The 15,096-nt window shown below is 37.2% G+C and carries 12 protein-coding genes; 2 read left to right on the forward strand and 10 right to left on the reverse strand.

All coding sequences use genetic code 11. The annotated features are described in order from the left end of the window. Positions 1-364: 364 nt before the first annotated feature. A complete protein-coding gene (locus HMPREF2963_RS01320) occupies positions 365-1,378 on the forward strand; it encodes a lactonase family protein (RefSeq protein WP_070668131.1) in 1,014 nt (337 codons plus the stop codon). Positions 1,379-1,626: 248 nt separating this feature from the next. Here the strand turns inward: HMPREF2963_RS01320 and ezrA are convergent, their stop codons facing one another. From ezrA to HMPREF2963_RS01355, 7 genes are all read right to left on the reverse strand, one after another. After that, positions 1,627-3,351, reverse strand: a complete 1,725-nt coding sequence (gene ezrA / locus HMPREF2963_RS01325) for a septation ring formation regulator EzrA (RefSeq protein ID WP_003069801.1) — start codon at positions 3,349-3,351, stop codon at positions 1,627-1,629. A gap of 87 nt (positions 3,352-3,438) precedes the next feature. After that, positions 3,439-5,385, reverse strand: a complete 1,947-nt coding sequence (gene gyrB / locus HMPREF2963_RS01330) for a DNA topoisomerase (ATP-hydrolyzing) subunit B (protein ID WP_070668133.1) — start codon at positions 5,383-5,385, stop codon at positions 3,439-3,441. A 12-nt stretch (positions 5,386-5,397) separates the two neighbouring features. Beyond that, the gene (locus tag HMPREF2963_RS01335; protein WP_003069805.1) at positions 5,398-5,961 is read right to left on the reverse strand and encodes an HAD family hydrolase; all 564 of its coding nucleotides are present in this window, start codon (positions 5,959-5,961) and stop codon (positions 5,398-5,400) included. A gap of 127 nt (positions 5,962-6,088) precedes the next feature. Continuing rightward, positions 6,089-6,637, reverse strand: coding sequence for a DJ-1 family glyoxalase III (locus tag HMPREF2963_RS01340; protein ID WP_070668135.1), 549 nt, complete (start codon positions 6,635-6,637; stop codon positions 6,089-6,091). 12 nt (positions 6,638-6,649) lie between these two features. After that, the gene (locus HMPREF2963_RS01345) at positions 6,650-7,882 is read right to left on the reverse strand and encodes an FtsW/RodA/SpoVE family cell cycle protein (protein ID WP_070668137.1); all 1,233 of its coding nucleotides are present in this window, start codon (positions 7,880-7,882) and stop codon (positions 6,650-6,652) included. A gap of 36 nt (positions 7,883-7,918) precedes the next feature. Beyond that, complete coding sequence (locus HMPREF2963_RS01350) at positions 7,919-8,899, reverse strand: YeiH family protein (protein ID WP_037597365.1); 981 nt, start codon at positions 8,897-8,899, stop codon at positions 7,919-7,921. Between the two features lie 120 nt (positions 8,900-9,019). Beyond that, positions 9,020-11,479 (reverse strand): bifunctional DnaQ family exonuclease/ATP-dependent helicase, encoded by a 2,460-nt coding sequence (locus HMPREF2963_RS01355; RefSeq protein WP_070668139.1) that lies wholly within the window; start codon positions 11,477-11,479, stop codon positions 9,020-9,022. Positions 11,480-11,615: 136 nt separating this feature from the next. On the opposite strand from HMPREF2963_RS01355, the gene HMPREF2963_RS01360 reads away from it, so the two are divergent. After that, positions 11,616-12,251, forward strand: a complete 636-nt coding sequence (locus tag HMPREF2963_RS01360; protein WP_003069821.1) for an MBL fold metallo-hydrolase — start codon at positions 11,616-11,618, stop codon at positions 12,249-12,251. A 37-nt stretch (positions 12,252-12,288) separates the two neighbouring features. On the opposite strand, the gene ftsX is transcribed toward HMPREF2963_RS01360, so the two are convergent. The 3 genes from ftsX to prfB form a co-directional block, all read right to left on the reverse strand. Next, positions 12,289-13,215, reverse strand: a complete 927-nt coding sequence (ftsX, locus tag HMPREF2963_RS01365; RefSeq protein WP_070668142.1) for a permease-like cell division protein FtsX — start codon at positions 13,213-13,215, stop codon at positions 12,289-12,291. Continuing rightward, positions 13,208-13,900 carry a cell division ATP-binding protein FtsE gene (ftsE, locus tag HMPREF2963_RS01370; protein ID WP_003069826.1) on the reverse strand — a complete coding sequence of 231 codons (693 nt, stop codon included), beginning with the start codon at positions 13,898-13,900 and terminating at the stop codon, positions 13,208-13,210. Before ftsE ends, ftsX begins: the two co-directional genes overlap by 8 nt. 72 nt (positions 13,901-13,972) lie before the next feature. Further along, positions 13,973-15,068, reverse strand: a protein-coding gene (prfB, locus tag HMPREF2963_RS01375; RefSeq protein ID WP_134970971.1) for a peptide chain release factor 2 whose coding sequence is annotated in 2 segments (ribosomal slippage) — positions 13,973-14,995 and positions 14,997-15,068 — 1,095 coding nt in all. Because the reading frame shifts where the segments join, the coding sequence is not laid out codon by codon here. Positions 15,069-15,096 lie beyond the last annotated feature (28 nt).

Raw genomic sequence — 15,096 nt, forward strand, 5'->3', positions numbered from 1 at the left:
AGATTACTTTTATTATACAACAAAATAGAGAACTTACAAAGATTGAACATTGTGATATAGTATAAAATTTTCTTCAAAAAATCAAAGCATTTTCAGAAATCAGCAACAAATTCCTTAGTCTTTTTTGATAATTAAAAACCTTTATAAAATACTTATTACAGCAAACTTCGTTATCCTTTGGAAAAATCCTATTTCGCTTCTATAAATCTATTTTATTGTAACAAAGCTATCTGTTCCCTTTCTACCTCAAATCTATTTTTTATCTATTTTTTAAGCATAAGGATGAAAGGCGCTTTCCTTTATGAAAACTATTTCATCTATTTTTATGTTATAATAAAAGTATCAAATTTTTTCGAGGTGAATGATGACTCAAACAGTTTATTTTGGAACTTATACACGTCGTAGCTCTGAAGGAATTTACAAGGCTGATCTTGATACTAGTACAGGTGACCTAACAAATTTAACACTTGTTGCCAAAGAACCGAATCCTACGTATTTAGCTTTTGACAAGCAGCATCACCTGTACTCTGTCGGAGCTGAATATGGGGAAGGAGGTATTGCAGCTTACAATAAAGCATTCCAATTACTCAACCATGTTGTAGCTGAGGGAGCTCCTCTCTGCTATGTGAGTGTCGATGAAACAAGAAGTCTTGTCTACGGAGCAAACTATCATAAGGGGCAAGTCTTAGTTTATAGACGACAAGAAAATGGCAGCTTAAAATTAGTTGACTCTGATGTTCACATTGGGTATGGTCCGCATGAAAACCAAGCTGCTGCTCATGTGCATTTTGCAGATTTGACACCAGATAACTATCTGGTTACGTGTGATTTGGGGACTGACGAAGTCATTACATATGACATTAGTGATTATGGTCGGTTAATCCGATTAGATACCTATCACGCGACATCTGGTGCTGGTCCACGTCATATCGTATTTCATCCTCATTACAAAATCGCTTATCTTATTTGTGAATTAAATTCTACTATTGAAGTTTTAATTTATGATGGTGATGGTCAATTTGAACGCCTACAAACTATTTCAACCTTACCAGAAGACTTTTCAGAATTTAATGGAACAGCTGCTATTCGTTTATCTACAGATGGTCGGTTCCTTTACGGTTCTAATCGTGGGCATAATTCAATTGCTGTTTACAAAGTGGTAGGAGACGGAACTCTTGAACTTGTAGAAATTGTTCCAACTAACGGAAAAAATCCACGAGATTTTAATATTACACCAGATCAACAGTATATTATTGCAGTTCATCAGGACTCAGACAATGCCACTGTCCTCAAACGCGACCCAGAAACAGGAAAACTAACAGAAATCTCACATGATTTCTTTGTCCCGGAAGGCGTTTGTGTTGCTTTTACTCATTAAAAAATAAGGGGATTACATACCTATTTACACAATTGCACAGTATAGTTGTCAAATTTACAAAAATCATGTTTTAAAAAACTACATATTGTGATTGGTGTAGACTGCTTAATTTAAAAACACCTATACATTTACTCATTGAGGATCCACGTAATTTTCTTATAAAAAGGAATGGAAAACAATCGTGTTTTCATATAATACAAATAAAGAGAAGGAAATAAACCTTCTCTTTATTTGTATAACTTTTCAATTTAAAATCGGATATTTTCTCGTGTTTTTTCATACGATGTAACAAAACGATTGGTTACACCGGGCTCTACTACATCCAATGCTTGTGAGATTTCTTCAAATGAAGCTTGATAATCAAAATCATTCTCAAAAATTTCTAATGCACGATCGAAAGCAGCTTGTACACCTTCATCAAATGAACGATAGCGATTCGAATACTGTAATAATTGTTCTGTTAACGTTGCATTTTCAACAATTCGATAGGTTTCATTTTCAAGCTCATTCATATCATTTGTCAAAATTTCCAGCATACGATTTACTGATTCTATATTGACACGATACTGCTCCAATTCTGCCACTAAGCTTTCCGTGTTATCACTTGCAGTAAAGAAAATGGTCAAGAAACTTCGTGGAATACCTGGCAGATTGCGTTTTTCCATATAACGTTTAATTGTATGCAGTTTGTTGATATAAATATTGACTTTTTGTCGAGCATTGTCATCATCTTTTTCAATTTTAGCCAATTTTTCACTCAGTACTAACTGCTCATCTTCAATTTCTTTCACGCGTTTTTGAATTGTTTCAAGATTTTCTTGAAGAACAGAATAAGCTTGTTTTCTTTCTGAAGAATCTTCAATAGCTTCTAAAACAACATCATCTAAACTCGAAAGTTCACTTTGAAGGCGACGAACATGATTCGTATCACTTTCTGTCAATAGATATAATTTTGAAAGGCGGGCAATCTCTGTCAACAGATTTTGATTGTTTTCTTTTGTATGACCCAAATAACCTGGTAAACTATTGACTAACTTGACAACTACTTTATGTGACTTGATTTCTCGGTTGAACATGTCATACAAAGCATCCACTTCTTCTTGAATTTGCGTATTTTCATACTGCGCATTATCCAATTCCAAACTGGCAATGTTTTCGCTATTCCGTTTCAAACTAGTGTGTAACTGTTGGAAACGAGATTCAATATCCGTTTCAATAAAGTGATATCCTGACTCCAACAGTTTGCGATAACCAGATTCCAAATCTTCTAACTGCTCTGGCAATTTTTCCACTAATTCTGATACAAGAGTTGGAATTTTTTCAACGATATGCGTCAAAGCAAGGATGTGATCTTCTGTTTTATCCAAAATTTCTGCTGCTTCAACAGGGTCTCCTGATGAATTTAAGGTTACAAATTGAGAGAATTCAGATTGAATTTTTTCTAATTGCTTTTCAATCTCAGGAAGTGCCGAACCATAACTTTCTGTATCATTCGCAACAGATACCTGTAACTTTTCATACAAATCCAAGGCATGCAGGACACGACCACTGTTTTTTGACTCTTGCTTTTCTAGCTCAGCAAGTGCGTTACGAATAGCAGTGATATCCTCTTCAATTAGGTCAATCTGACTTTCGATTTTATCAATACCGTGTTTTGCCTTTAAAAATCGAAACGAATTATTGTAACCTTCTGTCTCAAAAAGATTGTTTTCAATATCGGCAAAAGAATTCAAAGAAAGATCAACCCATTTTTGATTCCATTCACGAAAGGCCACTTGACTTTGTCCGATTAAGTGCATATTTTTAACTGCTTCTACTTCATCGTTTACAGGAAGATTATAAAGTTCTTCTTTGTGCTCTTCTAACTTAGCAAGTAAAGCATCATTTCTTTTTCTCAATAAGACAGCAGCTATATAAGCAACAATTAAGAGAACTGCTATCACTATAATTAGTACGATTAGTCCGTTAGACATGTAAAACTCCTTCAAAATATTACTTGAAAATAATCATGATTATTATATCATAATTTTACTGGTAAATGTGAATTTTTTCAGATTTTTTTAAACGTCCAATGTACTATAAACGGCATTTTCTTCGATAAATTCACGGCGAGGCTCCACACGATCACCCATCAGCATATCAAAAATCTTATCTGCTTCTGCTGCATCATCTACTGAAACACGCGCCATTAAGCGATGTTCTGGGTTCATTGTTGTTTCCCAAAGTTGGTGATCATCCATTTCACCTAACCCTTTATAACGCTGGATGCTTGGTTTGGAGCGACCTTCAGAATAACGTTCCAAAGCTAACTGCAGCTCTTCTTCTTGATTGGCTCCAGGTTGGATATATTCTTTCACTTCACTGCCAACTTTCACTCCATAAATAGGTGGTTGTGCAATATAAACATATCCTGCTTCCAAAACAGGTTTCATATAACGATAAATCAATGTCAACAGAAGAGTTCGGATATGGGCACCATCAACATCAGCATCGGTCATAATGACTAACTTTTGATAACGAGCCTTATTCACATCAAAGTCTGCGCCAAAGCCTGTTCCCATTGCGGTAAAAAGGCTACGAATTTCTTCATTTGCCAAGATTTTATCCATACTGGCTTTTTCAACATTTAAAATCTTACCACGAATTGGTAAAATAGCTTGAAATTCCCGATTCCTACCAGACTTGGCTGAACCACCTGCTGAGTCTCCTTCCACGATAAACAATTCTGTTTCGTGCGGATCATTGGAAGAGCAGTCTGCTAATTTACCAGGTAAGTTGGAGATTTCTAGTCCTGATTTCTTGCGGGTCACTTCACGTGCGCGCTTAGCTGCAATCCTAGCTTTAGATGCCAAAATTCCCTTCTCAATAATTTTCTTAGCAACTGCAGGATTTTCCAAAAGAAAATCTGAAAAGGCTTCACTAAAGAGACGATTGGTAATTTTAACAACTTCACTATTGCCCAACTTTGTCTTTGTTTGTCCTTCAAACTGAGGATTAGGATGTTTGACAGAGATGACAGCTGTCAAACCTTCACGAACATCTTCACCAGTTAGATTATCTTCATTTTCTTTTAAAAGTTTATTTTTCTTCGCATAGTCATTGATGACACGCGTGAGTGCTGTACGGAATCCTTGTTCATGAGTTCCACCTTCGTGAGTGTGGATATTGTTTGCAAAACTCATGACTGTTTCGTGATAACCTGTTGTGTATTGTATAGCTACTTCAACAGTAATATCATCCATTTCTCCGTCTGTATATATAGGATTCTCAAAGATAACGTCTTTGTTTTCATTGATGTATTGGACATAGCTAGCAATTCCACCTTCATAATGGTAATCTTTTGTTTGTTCCAATCCTTCGCGTTTATCTGTGATAGAAATCCGCAATCCGCGATTCAAGAACGCTAGTTCCTGTACCCGTTTATTCAATTTTTCAAAATCAAATTCAATAGTTTCTGTAAAGATTTCTGGGTCTGGAGTAAAGTGAACAGTTGTCCCTGTTCGATCTGTTTCCCCAATAATTTTCAAATCCGCTACGACCTGACCGCGACGATATTCTTGAAAATGAATCTGACCATTTTTGTAAACCCGAACATCTAACTGAGTTGTGAGGGCATTGACAACGGAAGAACCCACCCCATGAAGGCCACCGGAAACCTTATAACCGCCACCGCCGAATTTTCCTCCAGCGTGGAGAATCGTAAAGACTGTTTCTACCGCAGGACGGCCTGTTTTCTCTTGAATATCTACAGGAATCCCACGACCGTCGTCGACAACTGTAATCGAATTATCTTTTTCTATAAATACTTGAATATGAGTTGCAAAACCTGCTAGTGCCTCATCAATTGAGTTATCCACAATTTCCCAAACAAGGTGGTGAAGTCCTTCCTTTGAAGTTGAGCCAATGTACATTCCTGGGCGCATACGAACAGCTTCTAACCCTTCGAGAACTTGAATTTGACTAGCATCATAATCCTGTGCTTGCATTTCTTTAGTTTCTTCTGACATACGATTCCTTTTCTATATTTTTATAAATTGCTCGAGATTTTCCATATTATCAAAGAGATAAGTCGCAAAACCAGCTGTTTGACCAGCTTCTATATCAATCGGACGATCTCCAATGACTAAACCATTCTCAATCTGATACTTGTCTTTTAAGTAAAGCATCGACTCAGGATTTGGCTTCCTTTTAAAGCCTCTACTAGAAGTCACAACTTCCGTAAAATATGCCAAAATCCCTGTTTTTTCAAGAATCTCTAAAACTTGGTCATTCCGATGAGAAATCAGAAAATTACGCCCTCCTTGCGCAAGAATTTTCTTAAGCAACTCCGAAGCCCCTTCAAATAAAACAGGATGAGCTAATTCTATCGCTTCGTTCGCTTTATAAGTTTGTAAGAATGGAGGAATGTCAGGCACAAACTGAGCAACTGCATAGGGAGTGGAAATCTTCAATGCCTTGTAAACCTCATCATGGTTAGCTTGAATACCAAAACTAGCTAATGTTTCTACAAAAGCAGCCGTTGAAGTCTCGTAATTATCGAGGAGAGTTCCCCCTAAATCCCAAATATAATCTTGATAATCCATACCTCTTATTATAACATATTTTTCTAAAAAATGGCGGTAAAAAGGGATAGGAGAGCTTATTTTAGATATGAATCCCATAAAAAAACTTACTTGGTTAATTCCAAATAAGTTTCAGTATCCCAGAAAATCAATCACCATAAACATCATTGTAAAGCATTGCCGTTGCAAGCCGCTCACTATCTCCGCCTAACTGATGAACTAATTCATAAGCAAAAGCTAGAGCAGTTGCAGGTCCTCGGCTAGTAATCACTTTCCCGTCAACAACAACAGTTTGCTTGATATAAGTACCAGAATCAATATCTGATTCGATACCGTCGTAACAGGTAAACTGTTTGTCCTTTAAGATTCCTGCACGATTGAGTGCAATCGGTGCTGCGCAAATGGCTGCTATCCACTTACCTTCTTCTTGCATCTTCTGTAGAGCTGACATCAAACGATCATCATCTCGCAAATTTGTCGCCCCAGGCATTCCTCCCGGCAGCACTACTAAACCATAATCCTCTAACTCTCCAGCCCAAACTTTATCTGCTTGAACTGAAATACCATGAGAACCCGTTATAACCTTTTCAAAGCCAACCATTTCGCAAGTAATATCAGCACGACGCAGAACATCCACAACCGTCAACGCTTCAATCTCTTCAAATCCATTGGCTAACATAACAGCTACTTTCATCATACTTCTTCTCCTTTATTTTAATTGTTTTAATACTACTTTTTTATGCCTTGTAGGATAATGGGAGCGTTTCTCATCTGAGAGATTATTTTGATAACTTATCGAAAGCAAGAGTCCGACACCAATTAAATTACTAATAATCGAAGAACCACCTTGAGAAATGAATGGAAGCGGGATTCCTGTTAAAGGTAAAATTCCTGTTACAGCTCCGATATTTTCAAAAATATGAAAGAGTAACATCATGATAAAACCAGTAGAAATATAGGTGTAAAATTGATTATTTGATTTCAGCGTAATTTTTAACATACGATAAATCAATAGCAAATACAAGGCAATCACAATCGTTGCACCGACAAAACCAAAATCTTCTGCAATGACAGTAAAAATCATATCACTTTCACGTACAGGCACCAATAGATTGGATACATTAAACCCTTGTCCCCAGAGACCACCACTACCAATTGCTATTTGACCTTGTGCCTGTTGATACGTAGTTGTTTGCGCATAATCAAATGGATTTAACCAAGCCAAAATTCGATTAATCTGATAAGTTGGGATCCCAATTTGATGCAAAAAGGCTCGCCCGTCTTTTGAAATGAAAATAAGTAAAAAGCCACCACCTACAATCAGAGCTGTCAAAACAACTGGTACGATTATTTTCCAAGACACACCGGACAGGAGGACAATTCCTGAAAAGATGGCAATAAAAACTAAAGCTGTCCCTAGGTCACTCTGCAATGCCAACAAAATCAGGACAGGCAAGGTATAAAGTGCTAATTCAAAAATCAGAAAAAAGTCTAATTGAATTGTTCGCTCTCTATCTTTATGGCGCTGTAAAAAATTGACAACAACTCGCGATAACATCAAAATATAGGAAATCTTCATAAATTCAGACGGTTGGAACAAGGTGACACGCCCTATAGTTACCCAGTTTTTCGCTCCTGTCGAAGCAACTAATTCTGAACTATAAAATATAAGCGGAAGTACCATCAGGGATAAGCCAAATACATATAAGTATGGCGTTATTTGCCAAAGAAATTTTGTATTAAATAGCATAATAATCAAACTGATAACTGTCCCCAGAGCAATCCAAGCAATCTGTTGCCCTACAATCGGCCAAACATTTTTGGGATAATCATGATTAACAGCGATATAAATAGCTACAACACCAATAAAAAGCAAACAAAATACTGGTAAAATTAAACTATAATCCACTCGTGAATCAATCGAGCGCTTTTGATAAGGCATATCTCCTCCAACATACGTAATAAACATCAAAAACTTTTACGAGAAAAAGTATTGAATAATTAAGCTAGATGCAGCAACTGCAAACCAAGCAAAGGCACCTGTTACCAACGGTGCTACACCTGCTTTTCTAAATTGTCCAAAGGATACTCTCGCCCCAATCCCAGCAAGAGCCATTGCCATGAGCCATTGTGACAAGAACTTCGTTGCAGGAACAAATGAACTTGGAAAAATCCCCACACTAGTAACAATGGATGCCACGACAAACCACAGAATAAACCACGGGAAAATTTTCTTTAAATCAACTTTTTGATGACTGTTTTGTGAGCGTATATATCGGACTCCTGCAAAGATGAGACAGGCTGGTACAATCATCAAAGCACGACTTAGTTTGACAATCGTTGCCAAATCTCCCGCCGACTGACTGTAAGTGTATCCTGCTGCTACAACAGATGATGTATCATTGATAGCAGTTCCTGCCCAAGTTCCAAAAGTTGCATTATTCATATGCATCAAATGCCCTAAAAATGGGAAAATAAAAACTGCTAAAATGTTAAAGAAAAAAATTGTTGAAATAGATAAAGCGATGTCCTCATCTTTTGCTTCTAAAATCGGTGAGGCTGCTGCAATGGCAGAACCACCACAAATAGCAGTCCCGAACCCAATTAAAGTGGTTAAAACTTTACCCATCCCCAACAAACGACCTACCACATAAGCTGAAAGAAAGGCGATGAGAATCGTTAAAATACTAATCTTTAATGAGGAAATACCCGTAGCAGAGACACGACCAATGGACATGCTGAACCCCAGCAAAATAATGGAATATTGCAGTAATTTCTTACCTGAATAAGCTAGACCAGCATGATAAGCCTTTTTTATATGAAAAAGATTATTGGCTAAAATTCCCAAAAGAATGGCAAAAACGCTGGAGCCAATCAAGGGAAAGAAATTTCCCAAGACGGTTGCTACTGCCGCTAATACAAAAGCAAAACCAATCCCTGGAAGATATTTTTGATACATATTGAACCTTCTTTCTTTGTGTTTCTATTATAACAAAATTTAAAACTAGCAGCAGAGAAAATCAGTATTTTTAACAAAAAAACTCAGTTTACTTTGAACTGAGTCATTCATAAATTGAAGTTACATCGTTTCCTTCTTCAAAAATTGCTCCATCTCTTTTGGAATTTGTTTCATACTTGTGATGGATAGTGGAGCAACTTTTTCCAGAGCTGTTTGAATTTGGCGTCCATATCGTTTGGTTAAAATGCGATTGTCTAAAATAACGACTGCTGATTGCTGCTCTTGGTGTCGAATTGTACGTCCTAAAGCCTGTTTTATCCGTAAAATCGCAACAGGTAAGCTATAATCATAAAAAGGATTCTTACCTTCTTGCCGCAATTTGCGATTGAGCTTCTGCGTAAAGAAATCACTCGGATTGTCAAAAGGGATTCGCGTAATAACTTCAATCATTTGTTTCTGACTAGAAAAATCTGTCCCTTCCCAAAAGCTACCCGCTCCTAGTAAAATACTACTTTCCCCTCTATCAAAACGTCGTTTAATATTAGCTGCTTCACCATTCTTATACTGGGCTAAATGAGGAAGACGCAAGCGGTCTGAGACAGCCAGTAGTAACGATTTTGATGTAAACAAAACGAGGAGAGGAACCCCTTGAGTAGCTAACTTATGTACCCATTTAACAATCAAATCTGCATAAATATCTATATCTAACTCTACAACATTTGGAAAATTCTTATCCAGCCATATTCTCTGCTGATATTTCTGCTTTTGTGGCAACTGATAAAATGGTGCATGTTCAAAACCAAGTAAATGAGCTAAATGCACTTTTTTGCTGATTTCCAGTGTAGCCGAAACGAACAAGACTTGAACTTCTTCGGGTAGCAAGGCTCTAAAATCTAGCATTTCTAAGCAAGCAGCTTCCAACATCGTCACTCGATACTCATCAAATCGCTCCTCTTTTAACCAGAACTGGTCATATTTTGTAGCGAAAATAGCGCGTAAGTCAGGAAGAGAGGAGGTATTTATCTCTGACAAGTCTTGTCGAAGTTTAGAACAAGTTTCCTTTGCCAGTTCATTTTTTCTGTAGCGTTGGAATTGTTCTATTGCATGAGCTAACTCAAATTGGATATCCTCTAACAAACGGCGTTCTAAGATAGTATTTACTTCTTTTAGTTCCAATTGAATCTGCTGCAAGCATTTTGTCATATTAAGTGATTTTCGAGATAGATTTTCCAAAGCTAAAAACAACTTCTGCGCTTCATCCACAATCAAAAGCCGATTTTCTACAATTGACTTATCATCTTCTAACCGCGTCAAAAAATAGGCATGATTCGTCACTAACACACGACTACGCTTCGATTTTTCTTGACCTTTTTGCCAAAAATCTGTATCCCAAAAATGAGATTTTTTGCTCAATTTCCCGTCATGAAGAACCTGTTGTAAATAAGTCTGATAACGATGTCGTTGACCAATTTCATCCAGATCACCCGATTCTGTTTCTGTAAGCCAAACTAAAAGTAACATTTTGCAACGATTGACCAGACGATTATCATCTACTTGTTGCAAACTATCATAAAAAAAGTCAAGTTTCAAATAATTGGCAGGACTTTTTAAGCTATGAAGAGAAATATGAAAAATTTGTTCTAAGTTCTGTCCTTCATTTGCCACAATCTGATCCTGCAATACTTTCGTAGGAACCGTCACCAAGATTTGCTTGCTCGTTTGACCTAAAGCTGGAAGTAAGTAACCATAGGTCTTTCCTAACCCCGTCTGAGCTTGTAAAAAGCTTGATTGATGACTTTTTAAAGCTTGTTCTACCGCATGGGCAAACTCATCTTGTTCTTTTCGTTCCTCTAAAGCCAACAAATTGATATTGTGTTGGAAATTTTTGGATAATTTCCTTGCTTTTTTAATCTTTTTACTTTTTCTAAGAAAAATCCCCTGCCGCTTTACCAAATCATGGCAAGTGAAATCCGACATGTGATCAAAAGCATCCTCTATTGCCAAACGTGATTCATAAATCAAACTATTGGAAAAAGTTAACAAATATTCCACTAACTCTTTTGGAAGTTTTTGGATTTTCTCCTGTATTTTTAAAAATAAGGTAGCAGTTGCTGAAGCATCCGCAATCGCTGTATGTGCATGTTTTAAAGGGATGTCTAACTGTTCACATAATATTCCTAGATTGTATTTTTCAAACATCGGGAAAAAGACTTGTGCAAGTTCTACTGTATCTACCCTCGGAGTCACCAATTCAAACCCTTCCCAAAAAAGGGCTTCTGCAAGTAAATTGGCATCAAATTTCACATTATGAGCCACAAAAATGGCATCTTCAATCAACTCATATATCTCACGAGCCACTTGAGAAAAGTCTGGTGCCTTTCTCAATCGCTTATCTGTCAATCCTGTTAATTGGCGAATATGAGAAGTCAACTTTTCATGAGGATTCACATCGGTTTCATACGTTTTGACAATTTGACTATTTTCAATAATCACAATTCCGACTTGGATAATCTTTGCATTGCTACTGGCACTGGTCGCCTCCAAATCTACCACAGCATATTTTCTTTTTTCTTGTGTCATACTAGAAAAATTATACCATAAATCCAACTATTTCGTATCACGTTTTATGTCTTATTTTCTTTTGACGAATAAAGCAATATTTTTTTTATGTCATTTCTCACATTTTTTGTTAAACTATGAAAGGAAGGGAGCTCTCATGATAACAATTCATAAAACTTTAAATTCTCAAGCATACGAAAATACTTATTATTTAGAAAACGAGCATCATCTTATCGTAGTTGATCCGGGTAGTGACTGGGAGAAAATTGCAGCAAAAATCCAAGAAATCAATAAGCCAATTACAGCTATTTTACTGACTCATACCCATTACGACCATATTATGAGTGTTGATTTAGTTCGTCAACAGTTTAGCAATCCACCTGTCTATGTCGCTGAAAGCGAAGCTACTTGGCTCTATAGTCCGGAGTATAATCTATCTGGACTAGAGCGTCACCAAGATATTGACGACATCATCCTCCAACCTGCCGATGTTTTCTATAATTATCATAATTCTTACAGCTTAGATGATTTTTATTTTTATGTCGTACCAACACCCGGACATTCAATCGGTGGCGTTTCAATTGTCTTTCCTAACGAGCGTTTTGTTTTAACTGGTGATGCCTTATTTTGTGAAGCAATTGGTCGAACGGATCTCTATACTGGAAACTTGGAACAGCTCATTGCTGGCATTAAAGAAGAATTGCTGACCTTGCCTAATTATGATGTTTATCCCGGTCACGGTTCTCAGACTACCATTGTTCACGAAAAAATGTTTAATCCATTTTTACAATGAAAAAAGCCCTAAACAGGCTTTTTATTATTGTTTTCTACTAAATCCTCAAGAATCGTCTCATAGATAGAACTGATCCAAATGAGCCAATAATGATTCCTATGACAAAAAGGAAGGCAATCATCAATGGAATAAAGGTTTGCGGTACAATCATTGAGAGATTCTGACTGGCAAGTGATGGATTGAACGATTTATAAGCTACTTCATAAACAAAATAAACTAATCCAGCTGGAACAACCGCTCCGAGTAAGCCAATCCAAGCTCCTTCTAGTAAGAACGGTCCTCGAATATAACTGTTTTTCGCACCTACCAGACGCATGATTTGGATTTCACGACTGCGTGAAATAATCGTAATCCGAATAGTATTTGAAATTAAGAAAACAGCAATAAAGACTAAGAGGAGTGCTCCTACAATACCCCACGTACGAATAAAATTAGCCAGAGCAAAAATACGTTTTGTATTGGCTCCACCGTATTCGACCTCAGAAACTCCTTCAATCTTCTTCGCATTATTTGCGACAGAAGTAACATACTTCGGTTCTGTTGTATCCACAATATAGGCATCATGCAAAGGATTGGCGTCCCCTTCAAAGAGTTTCCAATCTTTTCCCATGACTTCCGTTAATTTCTTTAATTGTTCTTCTTTGCTAGAAAATGTAACAGATTTGACATTGGCCATTTTATTAAGAGCATCATAAACCTTATGATAATCCTCATTTTTAACTTTTTGGCCTTCTTTTGTAATCGTCTCTTTATTATCTGCCGTATCTGGACGCATATAGACCATGACCCGCACATTATTTTCAATATCTGTTGCTAGCTTCGCTGTATTTAAAATGACTGACACAAAGATTGCAACTAATCCCAGCGTAATCATCACGGAGCTGACTGCAGCAACCGTCATCCAACCATTGCGCTTTAAACTTTTAAGCGATTCTAGCAGGTGACTTAAAAATCTACTATTCATCGTATCCGTATTCTCCTTTTGCTTCATCACGCACCACACGACCATTTTCGATGGCAATAACGCGGTGACGCAAAGTATTTACAATTTGGCTATTATGAGTGGCCATTAAAACAGTTGTTCCTTGAAGGTTGATTCGTTCCAGAAGATTCATGATTTCCCATGAATTATCCGGATCCAAATTTCCTGTTGGTTCATCAGCGATTAGAACCTTTGGATTATTGACAATAGCCCGTGCAATCGCAATCCGTTGTTGTTCCCCACCTGATAACTCATTTGGAAAAGAGCGAACTTTATGTTTCAAACCAACTAAATCTAGCACTTCCATAACGCGCTTTTTAATATTGCGACGACGCTCACCGATAACTTCCATGGCGTAAGCGATATTTTCATAAACTGTCTTTTTGGGTAGCAATTTATAATCTTGGAAAACGACGCCAACATTGCGACGCAACATTGGAATATCACGTTTTTTAATTTTAGCAAGATTAAAGCCAGCAACTTGCAGACTTCCCTTATCAACTTTCACTTCACGATACAATAATCGAATAAAAGTTGATTTCCCAGCTCCAGAAGGTCCTACAATGTAGGTGAATTCTCCTGGTTCCACTTTGATGGACACACCACGCAAGGCTGTTGTCCCGTTGTCATATTTTTTGACAACATCTCTCATTTCAATAATTGACATATATTGCAAAGAGTCCTTTCATTAAATACTCAAGTTACTAAAATGACACTTTCTGTGATAAAAGTCTTCTTTTTAGTTTAACCGCCATTTCAAGTAGGCATCTATGAAGCCATCTAAATCACCATCCATAACTTTATCAACTTGAGCTACTTCGTAACTAGTTCGATGATCCTTAACCATAGTGTAAGGTGTAAAAACATAGGAGCGGATTTGACTTCCCCAAGAGATCTCTTTTTTATCTCCTTTGAGCGAGTCTACTTCTGCTGCTTTCTTTTCTTGCTCCATTTGATAGAGCTTGGCTTGAAGCAACTTCATTGCCCGATCACGGTTTCCATATTGTGTACGGTCAACCGTTGATTGTGTCACAATTCCTGTCGGTATATGCGTCAAACGCACCCCCGTCGAAACTTTATTGACATTTTGTCCACCAGCACCACCTGAACGAAAAGTATCCATCTTGATGTCTTCATCTCGAACTTCAATTTCAATCGTATCATCTAACTCCGGCATGACTTCTACTGATGTAAAGGAAGTGTGTCGACGCTTAGCTGAATCAAACGGAGAAATCCGCACTAATCGATGAACTCCCATTTCAGATTTCAACAAACCATAAGCATGAGGCCCTTCAAAAGACAAGGTAACAGACTTAATTCCCGCTTCATCTCCCGCTTGATAATCCAAAACTTCAACCTTGAAACCATGAGCATTGCCAAAGCGTGTATACATACGAAGCAACATATCTCCCCAGTCTTGAGCTTCTGTTCCTCCTGAACCTGGGTGAATTTCAAGGATAGCATTGTTGTTATCATAAGGTTCTGATAAAAGCAAGGTCATCTCATAACTTGCCATCATCTTGTCCAATTCAACTAGCTTTTCTTCTAGTTCTTCTTGAACAGATGTATCTTCAGCCAAGAAATCCAGCAAAATTTCTAGTTCATCAAACAAATCAGTCATTTGCTGAAAGTTATTATAGGTTTGCTTGAGTTCATTGAGCTCCTGAGATGTCTTTTGAGCTGCAATGTTGTCATCCCAAAAGTCAGGTTCTGTCATCTTATTTTCTAAGATAGCAATTTCTTCTTCCAGACCTTCTAAGTCAAAGAGACCCCCTGAAAGAAGCTAATTTTTCACGATTTGCGTCAATTTTTTGACGAATTTCTGAAATGTCCATATCTACCTCTTTTCACATATCATTTTAT

The organism is Streptococcus sp. HMSC067A03 (assembly GCF_001814295.1).
Lineage (GTDB): Bacteria > Bacillota > Bacilli > Lactobacillales > Streptococcaceae > Streptococcus > Streptococcus constellatus.

Bases quoted from the DNA above. Each gene is read 5' to 3' on its own strand.
- HMPREF2963_RS01320 (WP_070668131.1), top strand. From the start codon at position 365: ATGACTCAAACAGTTTATTTTGGAACTTATACACGTCGTAGCTCTGAA.
- ezrA (WP_003069801.1), bottom strand. From the start codon at position 3,351: ATGTCTAACGGACTAATCGTACTAATTATAGTGATAGCAGTTCTCTTA.
- gyrB (WP_070668133.1), bottom strand. From the start codon at position 5,385: ATGTCAGAAGAAACTAAAGAAATGCAAGCACAGGATTATGATGCTAGT.
- HMPREF2963_RS01335 (WP_003069805.1), bottom strand. From the start codon at position 5,961: ATGGATTATCAAGATTATATTTGGGATTTAGGGGGAACTCTCCTCGAT.
- HMPREF2963_RS01340 (WP_070668135.1), bottom strand. From the start codon at position 6,637: ATGATGAAAGTAGCTGTTATGTTAGCCAATGGATTTGAAGAGATTGAA.
- HMPREF2963_RS01345 (WP_070668137.1), bottom strand. From the start codon at position 7,882: ATGCCTTATCAAAAGCGCTCGATTGATTCACGAGTGGATTATAGTTTA.
- HMPREF2963_RS01350 (WP_037597365.1), bottom strand. From the start codon at position 8,899: ATGTATCAAAAATATCTTCCAGGGATTGGTTTTGCTTTTGTATTAGCG.
- HMPREF2963_RS01355 (WP_070668139.1), bottom strand. From the start codon at position 11,479: ATGACACAAGAAAAAAGAAAATATGCTGTGGTAGATTTGGAGGCGACC.
- HMPREF2963_RS01360 (WP_003069821.1), top strand. From the start codon at position 11,616: ATGATAACAATTCATAAAACTTTAAATTCTCAAGCATACGAAAATACT.
- ftsX (WP_070668142.1), bottom strand. From the start codon at position 13,215: ATGAATAGTAGATTTTTAAGTCACCTGCTAGAATCGCTTAAAAGTTTA.
- ftsE (WP_003069826.1), bottom strand. From the start codon at position 13,900: ATGTCAATTATTGAAATGAGAGATGTTGTCAAAAAATATGACAACGGG.